This is a genomic window from Leuconostoc gasicomitatum LMG 18811, from assembly GCF_000196855.1.
GTDB lineage: Bacteria > Bacillota > Bacilli > Lactobacillales > Lactobacillaceae > Leuconostoc > Leuconostoc gasicomitatum.
Map to the genome: position 1 here is coordinate 1379763 of NC_014319.1, position 18935 is coordinate 1398697.

Sequence of the window (18935 nt, forward strand, 5' to 3'; positions counted from 1 at the left end):
AGTAACTCATCATTCATTTTTAACTATTCAAAGATACTAAGAGATATTGTTTATTCTCTGTATCATCTCCATTTTCTAGTTTATCACTTGATAAGCAGTTAAGTTGTTAAATTTTTGTAACAAAAAAAACGCAAACTGCGTCTTCAGTATTTATTCGAAGTTGTTGTCATCGTCTAAAAATGTATTTAACACTTCTTCAACCATGTCCCATTCTTTATCATCTTCTATTTGAATCAAATCTTCTTCAGTGGCTTCCCCATTTTCATCAGGATTGAAAATATAAGCTTGGATGTCAACTTCTTCATCATCTTCAACACCTTCTGGAATAAGCAAAATATAGTCTTTGCTATACTCATCAGAGTGAAATGTGAACAGTATTTCATACAGTGTTTCATCCCCATTTTCATCAACTAATGTGATGTTTTGTATTTCGTTTTGATTTGCCATATTTATTAGCACGTGAACCACTTCATGATACCAGCTTGTTCACGCATTCCCTTCAAAGTTAATAACTTTATTATAACGTAAGAACAACGTTTCGTATAGAAACGTTGTTCTGATTTATTTTGTTAATTTACCATTAGCATCCAAATAATTTTGTAAAATAAACTCGGCAGCAATTTTATCAATTACTTGTTTTCGCTTTTTTCGTGAGACATCTGCCTCTTCAATTAACATACGCTCCGCTTGCACAGTGGTAAGTCGTTCATCCTGAAAGTCTGTTGGCAATTCAAAACGTTCTTCGACCATCTTGGCATAATTGCGTGCAGCTTCTGCTCGTGGCCCTTCAGAATTATTCATATTTTTTGGTAAACCAACAACGACAGATTTGGCTTGCTTTTCCTTGATAATTTCACCAAGTCGCTGCAAACCAAATTCATTTTCGTCCTCATTAATACGAATAATTTCAACGCCTTGTGCGGTCCACCCCATGGGGTCACTAACTGATACACCGACTGTACGACTTCCAACATCTAATCCTAATATGCGCATTATTTTTTTAAATAGGCGCGTACAAGTTCTTCAATAATTTCATCACGTTCGTGACGCTTAATTAAATTACGTGCATCATTAAGGCGCGGAATATAAGCTGGATCACCTGACATTAAATAACCAACAATTTGATTAATCGGGTTATAGCCTTTTTCTTCTAAGGCGTTATAAACTATTTCTAATGTATCATGAATATCCTTTGGCATTTGATTACCAAAATCAAATATGGCTGTTTCATCTCCTACTGACATCGTACACGCTCCTCTCCTTGAAAAAATTTATGATATCTTAAGCGATCAAAATTGTTGCTCACCACTACTATACCCAATTATTATAACCGTAACATAACAATTAGGTAAAGAATCCAACTTTTTGGTTACACTTTAGCTAAAAAGTTAGCCACGTCAGCAAACGCTTCAGCAATACCTGCAGGATTTTTGCCACCCGCTTGTGCCATATCAGGGCGCCCACCACCGCCACCACCAACTCGTGGGGCAATAGCTTTAATTAATTCTCCTGCTTTAATACCCGCAGCATTTGCGCTTGGTGATGCCGTTACAATGAGATTAACCCGACCATCCACAGTGGCAGCTAATACCAAAACATCTGAAGGATAACTCATTTTCCAATTATCAGCTACCTGTCGCAAACCATCCATTCCTGAAACTTGTAATTGTGCTGTGATGTATGAGTGCCCATGACTTGTTTTTACATCAGAAAATACTTCAGTAGCAGCAGCGTTGGCTAATTGAGACTCTAATGACTCTAACTTGCGTTGCGTTGCTTTCAATTCTAATTGCATATCGGCCACTTTCGAAGGAACATCTGTTAGTCTTTGCGCTTTGACAGTCGTCGCGATGGCTTTTAACGCATTTTCTTCTGCCTGATACAAAGCAATAGCCTGTAAACCTGTTACTGCCTCAATACGACGAACACCTGCACCAATACCTGATTCAGAAACAATTTTAAACAAGCCAAGCTCTGCAGTAGATTTGACATGTGTGCCACCATCGAACTCTTTATTGAAATCGCCAATTGATACAACACGAACTAATGCACCATATTTTTCACCAAACACAGCCACTGCACCCATTTTTTTAGCTGATTCAATATCAGTTTCTAACCATGACACAGGTAAATTATTAGCAATTTCATGATTCATCAACGTTTCAATTTTTTCTATATTTTCCTCTGAAACAGGGCCTTCGTTGGTAAAATCAAAACGTAAGTATTCAGGTTCCACAAGTGATCCAGCTTGATGTATGTCACCACCAATAATATTTCGCAGAGATTGATCTAACATGTGAGTTGCCGTGTGGTTTTTAGATACTGCAATATGGCGTGCCATATCTACTTGCAAATTTACTGTGTCAGTCAACTTAAAATCACACAGTACATCGACTGTATGAATATGTTGCCCGTTTGGCGCGTTTTGCACATCAATGACACGCGCAATAACTTTACCTGTGGCAGTTAATACCTCACCATAGTCAGCCACTTGTCCACCCATCTCTGCGTAAAACGGTGTTTTATCAAATACGAGTTGTAACTTTTGACCTTTAACAGCTGAACTTAATAAAGCATCAACACCTTGATCATCTTGACCAATAATAGCCATAATTTTGGCATTATCAACTGCGGTGACTGACCAACCAACATACTGAGAGGCAACTTTCAAATCCGTTAATACTGCGTTTTGAATGCCCATTGATTTGTCATTTGCGCGAGCAGCACGTGCGCGTGTACGCTGTGCTTGAAGCGCATCATTAAATCCTTGAATATCCACAGTCAAATCAGCTTCAGCAGCCTGCTCCTGTGTTAATTCCAAAGGAAAACCATAGGTATCAGATAATTTAAAAGCATCAATCCCTGATAGTTGTGTCTTACCTTCTGCCTTAGCCTGATTAATGACCTGGTTTAGCAGCGCTAAGCCACCTGTTAATGTTGCATTGAAACGTTTTTCTTCAGCAGCGATTATTTTTTGAATTTTAGGCGTATTTTCCAAAATTTCTGGATAATAACTTTGCATAATATCACCTACAACAGGAACTAGTTGTGTTAAAAACTCACCTGTTATACCTAATTTTTGGCCATGCAAAACCGCACGACGCAGTAAACGTCGAATGACATAACCACGTCCTTCATTAGAAGGTAGTGCCCCATCGCCAATTGCAAATGTCACCGCACGAATATGATCGGCAATAACCTTAAAGCTTGTATTACTTTCTGAGTTAACAAGACTATCATACTTAAAACCATCTGACAGAGCTTCTGTTGCTTTAATAATTGGTAAAAACAAGTCTGTATCAAAGTTAGTACGCCCTTTTTGGAAAACCGAAACCACTCGTTCAAGGCCCATACCAGTATCAATATTCTTATGTGGTAACTCTGGGTATTGGGCGTTATCTGTCAAACCTGGTAGATGATTAAACTGTGAAAAGACAATGTTCCAAATTTCTAAATACCGTTCATTTTCGCCACCTGGATACATTTCAGGATCGTTGTCAGGTAAATCCTGAAAATCTTTACCGCGATCAAAGAAAATTTCTGAATCTGGTCCTGATGGTCCCTCGCCAATATCCCAAAAGTTATCTTCTACTTCATAAATATGTCCTTCTGGAATATCTGTTTTTTCTTGCCATATTTTTTTAGCTTCAGTGTCTTTAGGATAAACTGTGACATATAAAAGTTCTTTATCCAAGCCATACCACTTAGGACTTGTTAATAATTCCCACGCCCAAGGAATACCTTCTTCTTTAAAATAATCACCAATTGAGAAATTACCCATCATCTCAAATAATGTATGGTGTCGTGCTGTTTTACCGACATTCTCAATATCATTAGTTCGAATGGCCTTTTGTGCATTGGTAATTCTTGGATTTTCTGGCACAGCTGATCCATCAAAATATTTTTTCAAAGTCGCAACGCCTGAATTAATCCACAATAAAGTTGGATCATCTTGTGGAATAAGATTTTTTGAAGGCACAATTTCATGGCCCTTTGATGCAAAAAAGTCTAAAAACATTTGACGAATTTGTGAGGAATTGAGTTCTTTCATAATTAATTTCTCCTTAATTTAACTATAAAAAGACCATAACAAAGTGCGGACGCGTGACCGTGGTACCACCGCAATTTGTAATGATCTTTAATCTTTACCTTTAAATCTCATAACGCTGAGGCGCGGTAACTTTTCAGTTACAATATGACCTGAGAGCACAAAATTCACGACGTGTGTTTTACATTAACCAACACATTTCTAATTTGACGTTCTAAAAATTTCGCATATTCAGATTTCATAAATTATTATAGCACATTACCAACCAATATGATTGTCAGTTTCTGGCAAAGTCAATTGGCCGTGTGCTAACTCACTAAATGCCTGTTCCATGATATTAAAAGCATGAGTTAATTGTTTTTCTGTTATCACCAATGGTGGTTGGAAACGCAAGGTGTTACCACGTAAACTAATCATAATCGCGCCCAATTCAAAAATGCGATAAATTAACTTTGTAGTTGCCACATTATCCGGCATACCAGAACTGTCTATAATATCAATTCCACCGTTCAATCCATATAATCGCACATCGCCAATAAACGTATAGCGCTTTGCTGCTTGTTCAAAAAATTCTTGCGCTAGTAATCCTAATTTTTCAGAACGCGCCACCAGATGCTCTTCTGCAATGACATCTAGTGTTGCCAATGCCGCTGCAGCGGTAACAGGATTACCTGCGGTTGTATAGACGTTAGCTGGTGCTGACAAGCTTGACATAATCTCAGTACGGCCAATAACAGCACTTAATGGCAGGCCACTGGCAATTGATTTTCCAATGCTCATCATATCTGGTGCAATACCAAAATGGTCAATCGACCACATCTTTCCTGTCCGTCCTAAACCTTGATTAACCTCATCAACAGCAAAAACAATGCCATTTTCTCTAGTAAATTCATAAACTAATGACATATACTTTTGTGGTGCCTTAATAATACCACCATCACCTTGAATCGGTTCAATGATGACTAGAGCAACTTCATCTGCAGGTAAATAAGTTTCAAATGGTAATTTAAATTGTTTAAATAAGCGTTCCGAAAAATCATCGTCCGATTCTCCGAGTAATCTTTGCGTTTGATCTGGAAAAGGCACTTTAACAATTCCTGGTAAAAGTGGCCCAATATGACGTGCCATATTTAAACTCACGCCAGAAATAGACAATGCACCATATGTTGATCCATGATAAGCACCAGTAAAGCTCACAATATATTGTCGACCCGTGAATCCTCGAGCAAATTTAATCATCGCATCGTTTGCATCTGAACCTGAATTACCAAAGGCAACTTGTTTATCAAAATTTCCAGGTGCCAATTCAGTCAATCGCTTCGCTAGAGCGGCCGTCGTTGTATTAGCAAAATAGGCCGGTGTATACTGAATAAGTTTTTTTGCTTGGGCAGTAATCGCTGCCACAATTTTTGGATGTGAATGTCCAGTATTAGTTGCACTAGCACTGGCTAAAAGATCAATATAATCACGACCATTTGCATCGGTAATTATTGCTCCTTGACCATGATCAATGACTATATCAAAATATTTAACTCGAGTTGCATCTGCTAAATGCATTTTTTCTTCATTCAGAATATCTTGATTTTTTGACATGCAATTCCCCCCTTTTTGCTTACAATAAAAGTCCTGATTTCGCAGGACTTTTGACATTTATTTGCGTGATATTTTACTGTGTTTAGCACCGTAAACAGCGTAAATAATTAAACCAATGACAAACCATCCAAAAGCATAAAATTTTGCTTGATTGTCTAATTCATAGAAAATAAAGCCAGATCCTAATGCTGATAGCGCTGGCATTACTGGATAAAATGGCATTTTAAAGCCTGGTTCTTGAATGTCTTTGCCTTCACGCGGACGCAATGCATAAATCCCAAGTGAAACAATTATAAATGCAATCAATGTACCGGCAGAAATCAAGCCAGCTAACTCTGTAAAACTAAATACAGAACCAATCAAAATTGCAATAATCGATAATACTAACAAAGCATTGTTAGGAAGACCTCTATCATTAACTTTTCCTAAGAAACCAGGTAATAAACCATCTCTACCAAAAGCATACAATAATCGTGAACCAGCAAGCATCATACCGATAATTGCTGTAAACATACCAATCAAAGCCACAATTGATAACAAATTAGACGTAAATTCATGCCCAGAATGCAATAATGCCCATGCAGCAGGAGCCGCATTATTAGCGTATTTTGAATAATGGAACATACCAACTAAGACCAATGATACTGTTACAAAGAGGATTGTTGCAATAATCAAAGAACCGATAATGCCACGCGGCATTGTTCTTTTGGGATCCTTCGCCTCAGCTGAACTGGCAGCAATAGAGTCAAAGCCAATATAAGCCAAGAAAATTTGTGAGGCGCCAGCAAAGATACCTGACCAACCACCAAAGTCTGTCCCAGCCTTATGAGCTGGAATAAATGGTACATAGTTACCTGGATGAATGGCTGTTAAACCAACACCAATGAATATCAAAATAACTAATACTTTACCAACAACCAATACATTTTCGACACGAGCAGTTGTGTTTGTCCCGCGCCACAATAAGACAGCTACGATTAAAACTGCAAATAACGAAGCAATATCAACCACTCCGCCATGTCCAGCAGCAAAAGATCCTGCTAAAGCAGATGGTAAGACGAGATTATGTGATCCAAGAAATAGTTTAAAGTTTGCTGACCAACCAGATGCGACAAAGGCAACGGCAATAAAATATTCCGCTAAAAGCGCCCAGCCAGCAATCCAGCCAAATACTTCTCCAAAAACAACATTTGCCCAAGTATAAGCTGAACCAGCAAATGGTAGAGCGGACGCAAATTCAGAGTAAGCAAAAGCGGCCAGTCCAGACACAATGGCAGCAATAACAAACGAGATTGCAACCGCTGGTCCAGCATGATTCGCAGCCACGATACCAGGCAGTGTAAAGATGGCAGTTGATACAATTGTACCAATCCCCAGTGCCAACATTTCTTTAACCCCTAGTGTTTTACGTAGGTGTGCATCACTAATAGCAAAGCTCGATGGGCTCGCTTTATGAAACCACCCAGTTTTTGTTTTTGATTCCGACATATATTTATTCCCTCCAAAGGTTACAAAAGTTACTTGATAATATTAACATTTTCTAATCTTATTGTCAATAAAAAAACAGAATCGAAATTCTGTTTTAAGCACTTTATGCAAATATAGCCGTCATTATTAAAATAATTATTAGTCCAGTCACTGAAATGATCGTTTCAAGCACTGTCCAAATTTGAAAAGTCTGTTTAACTGATAAATCAAAAAACTCTTTAAAAATCCAAAAGCCGGCATCATTCACATGTGAAGCAATGAGTGAACCTGCACCAATAGCTAATGCCACGAATACTGGTAATAGTGTATTACCTGGATTAGCAGCTAAAATACCTGTCACAATACCTGCAGCTGTCATACCAGCTACCGTAGCTGATCCAACTGAAATACGTAAAATTGCTGCAACACCCCAAGCAAATAGTACAACAGCAATGGGGCTCATGGCGCCACCAGACTGGAATGTCGATGCAATTTTATCTGACAAGCCTGATGTCACCAATACACCACGCAGTGCACCGCCACCACCAACAATTAACAAAATACCAGCAACTGCTGCCATACCGGCATTCAGTGACTTGCCTACTTCAGTCATCGACTTATGTTGCCAAATACCCATTGTAAATATTGCAAAAATCAAAGCAATCGTCATTGCAACTGCCGGATTAGCAGCAAATTCAATAATTTGATCCATCAGAGTAGGATTTTTAGGCGTCACACCACCTGTATAAATCAATTTATAAATTGTGGCAATAATCATAAATATTAACGGAAATACCGACGTTAACACAGATAGCCCAAAGTTAGGTGTTGCCTTTAAATCATATTCTTTCACAGGGCCCACTGCGGCAATTTCAGTTTTAAATTGAAATGCATCAGGCGCATACTTTTGTGCCAATTTTGTAAATAGTGGTCCTGCAACAATGGCTGTGATAACTGAGACAACTAATCCAAAAATCAGCATCATACCAATATTAGCACCCAATGCTGATGCAACTGCTGTCGGTGCTGGCTGAGGTGGCAGAAATCCTTGTGCAGATGATAGTGCGGCAGTCATCGAAACACCCAAATAAAGTAATGGTACCCCTGATTCAATCGCAACAGCGAACACAATAGGAATTAATAATACCATTCCCACACCGAAAATCATTGAAATACCAATAATAAACGAAGCAATTAATACTGCCCACTGTAATCGCTTGACACCAAACCAATCAATCAAAGTTTTAGCAATACGATATGAACCACCGGCATCGGCAACTAGTCGCCCAATCATGCCACCAAAAATAAAGATAACAGAATTAGGTCCCAAAATATTTCCAACACCTTGTGATCCTAATACAGCATCTGGAATTTGCATAGGTTTCATCCCAAGTAGCAAAGCCAAAATAAAAGCTGTAATAATTAATGAAACGAATGTATTTAATTTGAACTTAGCTATTAAGAGCAATAAGATCAAAATTGATACAATCAACATGACAAATTCCATGTTATTTATATAACGCGTATCCTTAACAACGCGTTTTCTCCTAAACAATTATTTATTATAAGTCGAGATATAATGAATCAAAAATGAAAAGATTAATTGACTCATTTATTATTCCGTATTTATTTACTTAGCATGTTTTCTTTGATAATTTGCAATATTCTCATATTCAGTCTGTAACTGTCGAGATAAACGAATGAAAATAGGCGCTAATTCACGATAGGCATCAAAATTTTCAGGCATTGGTTGATAAGTATTTGAATGACCAACATACTTTTCAATTTCGTATAAGTCATCAATTTTTCCCAAAGCTTTTTGTGCCATAATCACTGCAGCTAACGCCCCAGACTCAAACGCTTCTGGCACAGTAACAGGTTGTTCAAAAATATCAGCAAACATTTGACGCCACAATGGTGAGCGTGCGAATCCACCAGTTGCTTGAATTGACTTGAGATCACCAACAACTTCTTCTAACGCTAAGCTAACCATATAAATATTAAATGTGATACCTTCAAGAACTGCTCGCAACATGTGTGCTCGTGTATGTGCGTGATTTAAACCAAAGAATGAGCCACGAGCGTTTGCATCCCAAATGGGTGCACGCTCGCCACCTAAATAGGGATGAAAAATCAAACCTTCAGAACCCGCAGGAACACGCGAAGCAATCTGTGTCATTAAATCGTAAGCATCCGTTCCAAGCAAAGCAGCCGTTGATTTTTCGGCATCAAACATATTGTCGCGCGCCCATCGAAAGACATCCCCACCATTGTTAACAGGACCGCCAATTACCCAATGGTCCTTATCCAAAGCATAAGTAAATGTCCGACCTTTTGGATCAATCACCGGTTGATCTGAAACGACGCGAATAGCACCCGACGTTCCAATCGTAATTGCTGCAACACCAGGTTTAACCGCATTAACACCTAAATTAGATAAGGGGCCATCACCTGCACCATAAACAAATGGTGTACTACTTGGTAGGCCCGTAATCACAGCATACTCTGTCGCCATTTCAGTTTCATATTCATATGGCTCAACTGGTGTTGGTAATTGTTTTTTATGCACACCAGTAACTTTTAAGGCTTGTTCGTCCCAATCAAGATTGAAAATATTAAACAAGCCAGTGCCTGAAGCCAAAGAAATATCCATTTTATTTGTACCAAACAAGCGGTGGAACAAATATTCTTTGATCCCTAAGTAATGTGCGGCACGATTATAAATATCAGGGTGTTCTGCTTGCAACCATAGTATTTTTGATAAAGGTGCCATGGGGTGAATTGGTGTCCCGGTTTTTTTATAAATTTCGTCACCAATACCCGATTCTTTTAATTTTTCTGTGTACTTTACAGCACGTGTATCAGCCCATGTAATAACACGAGTTAATGGTTGCCAATTCTCATCAAATGCTATCAATGAATGCATAGCCGATGAAAATGAGACGGCAGCAACCACATCCTCCTTCTTAAAGTGGGCTTCACGCACAATGTCATGCAAGGCATCCATTAGCGCATCAAAGATTTCATCTAAATCTTCTTCAGCCATATCTGGTAAGTCACGGTATAACGGATATGCTTTGCTAACAGTTGTCACAACTTGATTCTGATCATCAAATAAAACTGCTTTTGTCGCTGTTGTACCTAAATCGACGCCAATCATATATTCCATAATTTTTCCTAACTCTTTGCTAACCGCTAAACAATATTCACTCAAAACAGAAAAGGCTCCCTTAGCGGGAGCCTCTGTTCAACTATTGAACAGCATTTATATCATTAATTATTTAGAAGAATCCATTGCGTGTCCGCCAAAGCCGTTACGCAAAGCTGAAACAACCTTACCTGTAAAGGTATCATCTTGTAATGAACGGTAACGCATTGCAAGAGACAAATAGATAACAGGTGCTGGCACGCCAAGATCTAATGATTCTTGAACAGTCCATTGACCTTCACCAGATGAGTGCATACGACCAGCAATGGCGTCTAACTTAGGATCCTTGGCAAACTGTTCTTCGGCTAATTCCATCAACCATGAACGGATAACTGATCCGTGGTTCCACAATTTTGAAACTGCTTCATAATCATAATCAAATTGTGACGCTTCCAAAACTTCAAAGCCTTCAGCGATTGCTTGCATCATACCATATTCGATACCGTTATGAACCATCTTCAAATAATGTCCAGAACCAAGACGACCTGTATACAAGTAACCATCTTCTTCAGCAATTGATTCAAACAATGGTTCAATAATCTTCCAAGCTTGGGCATCATCGCCACCAATCATGAAATTACCACCATTACGGGCACCGCTCATACCACCAGATGTTCCAGCATCAAAGAACTTGATCCCAGCAGCAGTTGTGCGTTTGTTTTGTTCCAAGTTATCCTTATAGTTAGAGTTACCACCATCAATAATGATGTCGCCCTTGTCCATCTTTTCAATCAAAGTATCGATTGTTGAGTTTGTTGGGATACCTGCTGGTACCATTACCCAAACAGCCTTTGGTGAAGGTAACTTTGACAACATATCATCGATGTCTGATGCACTTTCAACTGATGATGAATAGTCGGTTGCTTCCTTAACGAAATCAGCATTCAAATCAAATGCTACAACTTCATGACCATTATCAACAGCGTTCTTAACTAAGTTCAAGCCCATCTTACCAAGGCCGATCATCGCAAACTTCATGTTTCACTTACCTCTTATTTTTTGTATTTTTGGTACATACTCATTATATGAAAACTATTTACATATTGCAACCTATTATTGTAAATAATTTTCTAATCTTGTATACTTAGTGTATTCAAACGACATTGCAAATGGTTACTATATTGTAAAAACATCGTATTTTACCCCTTTCAACTAAACTAATTTAGGAAATATTAAACTATGTCACGCAACATTATAGCGCAACTTCGTGCTCAAAAAAAACAATTCAATACAACCGAAAACAAATTAATTGATTATGTCATTCGAGAAACTAATCTTGCAGGAGAGTCAACTATTCAAGAGCTTTCTCTTGGATCCGGTGTGTCTACTGCAACTATTTCTCGTTTTGCAAAAAAAGTTGGCTTCGATTCTTTTCGTGATTTTTCTGTTGCGTTGGCAAGCACACCAGTATCAACGACATCTGACTTTTTTGGTGAAATTACTGATGAGGATGATACTGCAGCGATTGGACAAAAAGTTTTTGCTGGCGCAACTAATGCACTAAATGCGACCATTAATAATTTAACACCTGCCTTGCTAGATGATGCCAGCCATTACTTGATTCAAGCTAAACGTGTTGGTTTTTTTGGCATAGGCGGCTCGTCTATTGTAGCTTTTAATGCTTACCACAAGTTTTTACGTACGCCACTTGATGTTATAGCACATCCTGATTATGATATCCAACTGATGCAAGCAGTCAAATTAGATGCAGATGATGCTGCAGTTGTCATTTCTCACTCAGGTCGTAATAAAGATACCTTACTTATTGCTCAAAAACTAAAAGAAAACGGCGTTAAAGTGATTGCAATCACTTCTTTTGCTGATTCACCTTTATCTAAAATAGCTGATCTAGTTTTACTCTCACTTGCTGAAGAAATCAATTTTCGAAGTGAATCTATGAGTTCTCTTATTGCTCAAATTACTATTATTGATACTTTATTTACAATTGTCGGTTCACAATTATCTAAAAACACACAGAATGTTGTTGATACTATGCGCAATGTTATTGAAGAAACACGTTCACACTAAAAAAGATTGCCCAATGTGGACAATCTTTTTTTAGTCATGTCATGGCTATAAGCCATCATTTAGCATGCTTAATCATTGCCTTGGCTTGATTTGCTAACATATCAATTGCTACTAAATTTTCGCCCCCTTCTGGGACAATAATATTTGCGTAGCGTTTCGTTGGTTCAACGAATTGATGGTACATTGGTTTAACAGTCGCCAAGTATTGTTCAATCACACCATGAACAGTGCGACCTCGCTCTTCGATATCACGTTCTAAGCGACGTAAAAACCGGATATCATCATCTGTATCAACAAAAATTTTCATATCAAGTAAATCGCGCACACGCGCATCGTTAAATAGTAAGACCCCATCAACAATTACAACATCCGCCGGCCCAACACTTTCAACTTCTTGAGAACGTGTATACTGCTCATAATCATATATTGGTTTATTGATAGATTCATGCCGTGATAAGCGACGTAAATCCGAAACAAATAAATCTGTCTCGAAAGCATCTGGGTGATCATAGTTGGTTAATATACGTTCAGACATTGGTTTTTCAGATTGGTTTATATAATATGAATCCTGTTGCAACAAAATTGCAGAAGAACCATCCGCTGTTAAACGGCGCACTAGTTCACGACTAACCGTTGTCTTGCCCGAACCAGATCCACCTGTAATACCAATCACTAATGGTTTTTGAACCATTATTGTTTTCCTCCTTCACTGGCTTCAATCCCAGCATGTAAACCATCTATGTCAAGTGACATGCCTCGAAAGCCCGTATTTTCAATTGGAAAATGCTGCACAAATTCGTCAAATATTTGTAAGGTACCACTCACATTGATTGCCGAAAAATCCAAAACATGTCCCGCAAAAGATTTATCATCGGACAAAAAATGTAAATGCCAGCCAGCTGCTGTTGGTCCATTAAATATTTCAGGTGCATAATAACCCATTAAAGTACCTGATATATCTGCCACCTCAAATTCTGGTTGATTTGTGGCAACTTCTAATAGGTTTGGAAATGGTGGTACTTGTTGTGGCGCAATGCGAACGTGCATCCGCGAAAAATCAGCATGAAATTTAACTGATGAAAAAATATTTTGTAATTGTGCTGATTTTAATTTATCACTCAGTGTTTCAAAATCAACCTGATCAAAGGGTAAAGTTTGGGTTGGCTTATAAAAATGAATTGATGCAAATGGTAATAACGTGTCTAAGTCTGTAATATGATTAACTTGGCCATCACTTTGTGCCTGATAAACTTGACCTTCTAAAATAATTACTTCGCCATTGAGTCCAGTCAGTGTACCCATACCCGTGTCACCATGTTTTAAAAGTTCACCAGCTGTTATTGTTCCCTGAAGCTGTTTACCCATAAGCATTGCTAACGTACCATGTTGATATAAACTAGTCATTTTTTATTTTTTACGTGTGTATCTATCTACACACTTCCTCCATACTTATATTCTCTCTCATTCTAAGCGAATATAATCAGACTGTAAAGACCTAGACATGTTATTTAATATGATTTACGTGGCTAACTTTCTCCACTAGTAAGCGCACATAGTTACGATCGCCTACTGCGCCTGGATGCACGCCATCATCAGCGAACCAGTCAGTGTGTTGTTCAGCAAGTTCGAACCAGTTAATCACATGTAGATTTGGATAATATTTTGCAGCTTCCAATAGCATTTTGTTATTTTCATCTTGCCATGAACGGCTCTGGACAAAATTATTCATCCAATAAACTTGTCGTTTTTTACCAAAAATCTTCATTATTTGGTCTAAATCTGTCCGTTTAATGTCGCCATTTGTTCCTAATCCAATCAACATGTTTGGCGCAAGTTTCCCATTTTTAGCTAATTGCTCAATAATTTGAGGCGTCTGATAAGATTGCCGACCAACTTCGGCATCAACTACCATATTATTGTTTACTTCTTGCAAATAAGGCGCCGCATCTAGCATAACGGAATCCCCAACTGCTTTAAATGGCAAATCTTTAAAAGCAAGATATTGTTCTGATTTTAAACCATAAGTTGACACAATATTTTTTTGATCAGTTGTCAATGTTGCCTTTTTTTGTTTTTTAGAGGTAGATGTCTGCCCTTCTTTTTCAGCCATTGCATTGCGCTTAGCCACTTCAATCTCATTCTTTTTCAATGTTTTTTGTAATTTTGTTTCTGGTAACGCAATGCCCGCACGATGATCAATTATCCCATTTCCTAGAAACAACATATATATCAAAATAACAATGACACCACCAAAAAAGCGATTACGTGATGCTACAAACCAATGTGCGATATTTTTAAATGACTTGGTGTAACGGAAAAATTTCTCAACATATCGATAGCTCAACTCACTAATACCAAGAACTATTAATATCTCAATCATCATGTTTAAGAAAGATGTTTTATAGTTTGGCACAAATTTTTCATAAAAAACGAATACTGGTAATTGATAAAGGTAGATACTGTAGCTGCGTTTACCAAGATAATTTAAGAATCTGTTATCAAATATTTTTGAAAACCACGAAGCTGGATGCGCAACAACTGCGATTAAAACAGTAATCACAATAGTGAACAGATACATTAAACCTTGATAAGTCCCATTTTTTTGCCCATTTAGCCACAAAAACCCACCAATCATAATTATTAATGAAATGGTTCCTGTACTATTAAGTAAATTTCGCGCTTTATTATTTACTACTGGTCGTAATGCAGTTGATGGCCAAATAAATGCTAACGCAGATCCTAGCAAAACTGCAAATAACCGTGTATCTGTGCCATAATATACGCGATTGATTGCATCTGGTTGATACAAAACAGCCATTAAAATCGCACTTATTCCTGAAAGAAGCAACAAAGATAGAAAAACATATGTCTTTTTAAAGCGCAACTTCAACACACCCCACACAACAAACGGCCAAACAAAATAAAATTGTCCTTCGATTGATAATGACCACAAATGTGTAAACGGTGAAGCACCACCAAATTGCTGAAAATATGATTGCCCATTATTAATAGCCCAAAAATTATACACATAACAAAGATTAGTAATCAATACATGTCGCAAGTTGTAAATAAGTTGTTGATCAAACAACAAAATAATTGTAGTACTGATCAGTAACATACAAACCAAAGCCGGATAGAGACGTTTTAGTCGTCGAATATAAAATTTTATAGGTGCAATAAACTGAGTCTTGTCATATTCTTGAATCAAAAGATCTGTGATTAAATATCCTGAGAGCACAAAAAAAAGTGGCACACCCAGCCAGCCCCCAATAATTTTAGTTGGCATCAGATGGAAGAGTATCACACCAATAACTGCAATCGCACGTAACCCATCAAAGCCTGTAATGTAACGTCTTTTTCCCATTTGAAAAATAAGCCTTCCCTAGTATATTTACTCAAAATAAAAAGCAAACCACTTTTACCAGTTTACTTTTTTTACGCTTAAATGTCAATTGTTACGGTTATATTTCTCTAACGTATAATTTTAATTAAGTGTCGTGCCACGTCGTTCTAAAGTATGCGGTAGTTTAACCTGTGTGAGCTCAATCGTTTCATTATTCATTAGCTTTGTCAGCATTCTCATAGCAACAGCACCAATATCATACTTAGGTTGTCCTATTGAAGTGATTTGTGGCCGTGTTATAATCGTAAATTTAGTGTCGTTTGATGTGATAATTTCAAAGTCTTCAGGAACTTTTTTACCATGATCACGCAAATAGTTCATGATACCAACTGCAACCTCATCATCATATGTAAGCGCTGCTGTCGCACCCGTAGCCAGAATTTTTTCAGCAACCTGAAGGCCTGCCGCATAATCTTGATGCGTTGAAAACAGTAAAGAGTCGTCAAATTCTATTTGCGCTTCCTCAAGTGCCTTTTTATAGCCGACTAAACGATGCATGCCGTTAATTGCATGTTCTACTGGTCCGGTCACGATGGCCACACGATCGTGACCATTTTTAATGACCGCTTCCATGGCCTCTTTAATGGCTTCTACATAGTCAATGTTGACACTTGGTAATTTTTTTTCACTGTCAACAGAGCCTGCCAAAACAACTGGTGCATTGACTCCAGAAATTGTATTAACAACTTCATGATCCAGCTCGTTTCCCATGAAAATAATACCATCAACTTGCTTACTTGCCAAATTATTCACAGCCATTGTTTCACGTACTGGATCTTCATCAGTATTTGTTAACAGCACATCATAATGATACATATTTGCCACGTCATCAATGCCACGCGCTAATTCCGAATAATAAACATCGGTTATGTCTGGCATAACAACACCAATTGTCGTTGTTTTTTTCGATGCCAGCCCACGTGCAACAGCATTGGGATGATAACCAAGTTCCTCAATTGCATCTAAAACCTTACGCTTTGTTGAGTCTCGTACATTACTATTACCATTAACAACTCGAGAAACTGTTGCTAAAGATACGCCGACACGGTGGGCGACATCATAAATTGTTGCTGAATTTTTTTTCTGCATAATTGACCTTCTTTGTTATTTTTTATTCAATTAAAAATCCTCATAATTGACCCCTTCCTATTATATCAAAAAAAAAGCAAATTGCAAACGCTTACAATGCCATTTTTACAAGTTTTCATCATTGGTTTCTGTTTGTTACAAGAAAAGATAATTTTTATTGTAAGTGTTAAAATATACTTAATAAATAATTTAAAAAAGGATCTATCTTATGAATGAGGAAAAAATAGTAACATTAACAACTTGGCTTGAAGGAAAAGCACTTACTGGCGCTATAATAACTGATTTTCATAGCATTGCCTATTTATCCGGATTTGAGTCAGATCCTATTGAACGTGTACTGGCACTCGTACTCTTTTCAGGAAAGCCACCTTTTTTATTCGGTCCGGCCTTGGAAGTCAACAGCATGAAAGAGAGTGGTTGGCGTTTTCAAGCATTTGGTTATGAAGATCACGAAAATCCTTGGGAGAAACTTGTAACTCATATCAAAGATGCAACATCAGGTCAGTCTTTTGCACTTGAAGCCGATAACCTATCAATTTCACGCTATCATGCGCTACAATCGGCTTATCCATCAGCCTCGTTCAATAGTGATATTACTGATCAAATTAACCATCTAAGGCTGATTAAAACCCCATCAGAAATTAAGCATATGGTTGCTGCTGGTCATGATGCAGATCGTGCATTTGACATTGGGTTCCGCACATTAACTGAAGGCATCTCAGAATTAGCAGTTGCAGCAAAAATAGAATATGATCTCAAAAAATCTGGCGTCCCTGCCATGAGTTTTGATACATTACTACAATTTGGTGATCATGCTGCCGACCCTCATGGCGCCACCTCAACACGTCCCCTACAACAAGGAGATATGGCACTGTTTGATTTAGGTACAATGACAGAAGGCTATGCTTCTGACGCCACTCGTACAGTAGCCTTTGGAGATGTCAGCAGCCAGGCTAAAGAAATTCATGCAGTGACACTAGAAGCCCAGCTAGCCGCCCAATCACAAGCAAAAATCGGCATGACTGCTAGCGAACTGGATAAAATTGCGCGTGATATCATTATTAAAGCAGGTTATGGTGACTATTTTGTACATCGTCTAGGTCACGGTCTTGGATCATCTGTTCATGAATTTCCATCAATCATGGCTGGCAATGATCTTATACTACAAGAAGGCATGGTTTTTTCAATTGAACCAGGTATTTATATTCCAGGTGTTGCTGGCGTCCGAATTGAAGATTCAGGCTACATGAGCCATGATGGCTTTGTTTCCTATACTCATACATCTAAAGAATTATTAAAATTTTGATTAATCAATATAAAAGATGTCCCTAACTAAAATATTTTAGTTAGGGACATCTTTTATATTACATAGCCTTACTAATTGCCATAATGAGCAGTGGTAACATTGTAATAGCATTATTGATAAAATGAATCATGATACTATCTTGTAAGTTACCAGTTTTTTTGTATACCACCGCCAGCACTATACCCATACTCGTATAAATCAAATAACTCAATAAATCAGCCAGGTTGGTCGGTATCTGGCCCATATGTGGAAAGGCAAATAACAGGCCGGATAAAATAATGCTGGCCCACCACCATGATCGGCGAAAAAAATAATTAATGACTAGCCCTCGGAAAATGATTTCTTCAACAATAGGTGCCAAAAAAACCCCATATATAACCACACCAACCATCGTCACATTCAAATTTGAAGTTAATTTTTCAATAGCTGTTTGGTTTGCCGTTGTCGAAACACCGGTTAATTTTATTCGTAAAAGATTAATAGTTGTTTCTAAAACTATCATGACAAGAAAAGCACCCATAATAAACCAAATATGCTGCCAATATCTTATATTTGGTTTATGGAAAATAGGTTTTATCGTGGTTTTTTTTAACAAGCGATAAGCGTAATAACCAATTACACCATATATTAAAAACATTAGCAGGACAAAAAATACTTGTCGTGCAACAGAATTTTGTAATGTTGCAATACCTAATAGTACTGGCGCTATCATGATTAACAAAGTGACAATAATAAAATTTATCATTCTTTGAAAAAAATATTTTGGTTGCGGTTCGTGCGTTAAATCAAGCAA

General features: G+C 37.7%; 16 protein-coding genes. 2 read left to right on the plus strand and 14 right to left on the minus strand.

The genetic code is table 11. The features are described from left to right. Positions 1–150 precede the first annotated feature (150 nt). The 9 genes from LEGAS_RS06620 to gnd all read right to left on the minus strand — a co-directional run bounded on the left by LEGAS_RS06620 (position 151) and on the right by gnd (position 11294). A complete protein-coding gene (locus LEGAS_RS06620) occupies positions 151–447 on the minus strand; it encodes a DUF1292 domain-containing protein (protein WP_010383309.1) in 297 nt (98 codons plus the stop codon). 114 nt (positions 448–561) lie between these two features. Next, entirely contained in the window at positions 562–993 is a 432-nt protein-coding gene (gene ruvX, locus LEGAS_RS06625) for a Holliday junction resolvase RuvX (protein ID WP_013231777.1), read from the minus strand. Continuing rightward, complete coding sequence (locus tag LEGAS_RS06630) at positions 993–1244, minus strand: IreB family regulatory phosphoprotein (RefSeq protein WP_010016545.1); 252 nt, start codon at positions 1242–1244, stop codon at positions 993–995. The genes ruvX and LEGAS_RS06630 overlap by 1 nt, the downstream gene beginning before the upstream one ends. 125 nt (positions 1245–1369) lie before the next feature. Next, on the minus strand, positions 1370–4051 hold the full coding sequence (gene alaS, locus LEGAS_RS06635) for an alanine--tRNA ligase (protein ID WP_013231778.1): 2682 nt from the start codon (positions 4049–4051) through the stop codon (positions 1370–1372). Between the two features lie 255 nt (positions 4052–4306). Next, a complete protein-coding gene (locus LEGAS_RS06640; RefSeq protein WP_013231779.1) occupies positions 4307–5641 on the minus strand; it encodes an aspartate aminotransferase family protein in 1335 nt (444 codons plus the stop codon). Between the two features lie 57 nt (positions 5642–5698). Further along, on the minus strand, positions 5699–7129 hold the full coding sequence (locus LEGAS_RS06645) for an APC family permease (RefSeq protein ID WP_010390439.1): 1431 nt from the start codon (positions 7127–7129) through the stop codon (positions 5699–5701). Positions 7130–7232: 103 nt separating this feature from the next. Continuing rightward, positions 7233–8615: a gluconate:H+ symporter gene (locus LEGAS_RS06650; protein ID WP_010390442.1), complete on the minus strand. Its 1383-nt coding sequence runs from the start codon at positions 8613–8615 to the stop codon at positions 7233–7235. Between the two features lie 123 nt (positions 8616–8738). Further along, a complete protein-coding gene (gntK, locus tag LEGAS_RS06655) occupies positions 8739–10277 on the minus strand; it encodes a gluconokinase (RefSeq protein WP_013231780.1) in 1539 nt (512 codons plus the stop codon). A gap of 108 nt (positions 10278–10385) precedes the next feature. Next, on the minus strand, positions 10386–11294 hold the full coding sequence (gnd, locus tag LEGAS_RS06660) for a phosphogluconate dehydrogenase (NAD(+)-dependent, decarboxylating) (protein WP_010016539.1): 909 nt from the start codon (positions 11292–11294) through the stop codon (positions 10386–10388). A 201-nt stretch (positions 11295–11495) separates the two neighbouring features. Between gnd and LEGAS_RS06665 the strand changes: the two genes are divergently transcribed. After that, positions 11496–12344: a MurR/RpiR family transcriptional regulator gene (locus LEGAS_RS06665; RefSeq protein WP_013231781.1), complete on the plus strand. Its 849-nt coding sequence runs from the start codon at positions 11496–11498 to the stop codon at positions 12342–12344. Positions 12345–12399: 55 nt separating this feature from the next. Here the strand turns inward: LEGAS_RS06665 and udk are convergent, their stop codons facing one another. The 4 genes from udk to ccpA form a co-directional block, all read right to left on the minus strand. After that, positions 12400–13035, minus strand: a complete 636-nt coding sequence (udk, locus tag LEGAS_RS06670) for a uridine kinase (RefSeq protein WP_013231782.1) — start codon at positions 13033–13035, stop codon at positions 12400–12402. Beyond that, the gene (gene budA / locus LEGAS_RS06675; protein ID WP_013231783.1) at positions 13035–13748 is read right to left on the minus strand and encodes an acetolactate decarboxylase; all 714 of its coding nucleotides are present in this window, start codon (positions 13746–13748) and stop codon (positions 13035–13037) included. Before budA ends, udk begins: the two co-directional genes overlap by 1 nt. Before the next feature lie 100 nt (positions 13749–13848). Further along, positions 13849–15708, minus strand: a complete 1860-nt coding sequence (locus LEGAS_RS06680) for an acyltransferase family protein (RefSeq protein WP_013231784.1) — start codon at positions 15706–15708, stop codon at positions 13849–13851. Positions 15709–15828: 120 nt separating this feature from the next. Continuing rightward, entirely contained in the window at positions 15829–16836 is a 1008-nt protein-coding gene (gene ccpA, locus LEGAS_RS06685; RefSeq protein ID WP_013231785.1) for a catabolite control protein A, read from the minus strand. Positions 16837–17044: 208 nt separating this feature from the next. Here ccpA and LEGAS_RS06690 point away from each other — a divergent pair, with 208 nt between their 5' ends. Next, positions 17045–18142, plus strand: a complete 1098-nt coding sequence (locus tag LEGAS_RS06690; RefSeq protein WP_013231786.1) for an aminopeptidase P family protein — start codon at positions 17045–17047, stop codon at positions 18140–18142. Between the two features lie 58 nt (positions 18143–18200). Here the strand turns inward: LEGAS_RS06690 and LEGAS_RS06695 are convergent, their stop codons facing one another. Then, positions 18201–18935 (minus strand): CPBP family intramembrane glutamic endopeptidase, encoded by a 735-nt coding sequence (locus tag LEGAS_RS06695; RefSeq protein WP_013231787.1) that lies wholly within the window; start codon positions 18933–18935, stop codon positions 18201–18203.

Excerpts from the sequence above, each read along its gene's own strand:
- LEGAS_RS06690 (WP_013231786.1), top strand. The coding sequence starts at position 17,045 with ATGAATGAGGAAAAAATAGTAACATTAACAACTTGGCTTGAAGGAAAA.
- budA (WP_013231783.1), bottom strand. The coding sequence starts at position 13,748 with ATGACTAGTTTATATCAACATGGTACGTTAGCAATGCTTATGGGTAAA.
- LEGAS_RS06650 (WP_010390442.1), bottom strand. The coding sequence starts at position 8,615 with ATGGAATTTGTCATGTTGATTGTATCAATTTTGATCTTATTGCTCTTA.
- udk (WP_013231782.1), bottom strand. The coding sequence starts at position 13,035 with ATGGTTCAAAAACCATTAGTGATTGGTATTACAGGTGGATCTGGTTCG.
- ccpA (WP_013231785.1), bottom strand. The coding sequence starts at position 16,836 with ATGCAGAAAAAAAATTCAGCAACAATTTATGATGTCGCCCACCGTGTC.
- LEGAS_RS06620 (WP_010383309.1), bottom strand. The coding sequence starts at position 447 with ATGGCAAATCAAAACGAAATACAAAACATCACATTAGTTGATGAAAAT.
- alaS (WP_013231778.1), bottom strand. The coding sequence starts at position 4,051 with ATGAAAGAACTCAATTCCTCACAAATTCGTCAAATGTTTTTAGACTTT.
- LEGAS_RS06645 (WP_010390439.1), bottom strand. The coding sequence starts at position 7,129 with ATGTCGGAATCAAAAACAAAAACTGGGTGGTTTCATAAAGCGAGCCCA.
- ruvX (WP_013231777.1), bottom strand. The coding sequence starts at position 993 with ATGCGCATATTAGGATTAGATGTTGGAAGTCGTACAGTCGGTGTATCA.
- LEGAS_RS06665 (WP_013231781.1), top strand. The coding sequence starts at position 11,496 with ATGTCACGCAACATTATAGCGCAACTTCGTGCTCAAAAAAAACAATTC.
- gntK (WP_013231780.1), bottom strand. The coding sequence starts at position 10,277 with ATGGAATATATGATTGGCGTCGATTTAGGTACAACAGCGACAAAAGCA.
- LEGAS_RS06640 (WP_013231779.1), bottom strand. The coding sequence starts at position 5,641 with ATGTCAAAAAATCAAGATATTCTGAATGAAGAAAAAATGCATTTAGCA.
- LEGAS_RS06630 (WP_010016545.1), bottom strand. The coding sequence starts at position 1,244 with ATGTCAGTAGGAGATGAAACAGCCATATTTGATTTTGGTAATCAAATG.
- gnd (WP_010016539.1), bottom strand. The coding sequence starts at position 11,294 with ATGAAGTTTGCGATGATCGGCCTTGGTAAGATGGGCTTGAACTTAGTT.
- LEGAS_RS06680 (WP_013231784.1), bottom strand. The coding sequence starts at position 15,708 with ATGGGAAAAAGACGTTACATTACAGGCTTTGATGGGTTACGTGCGATT.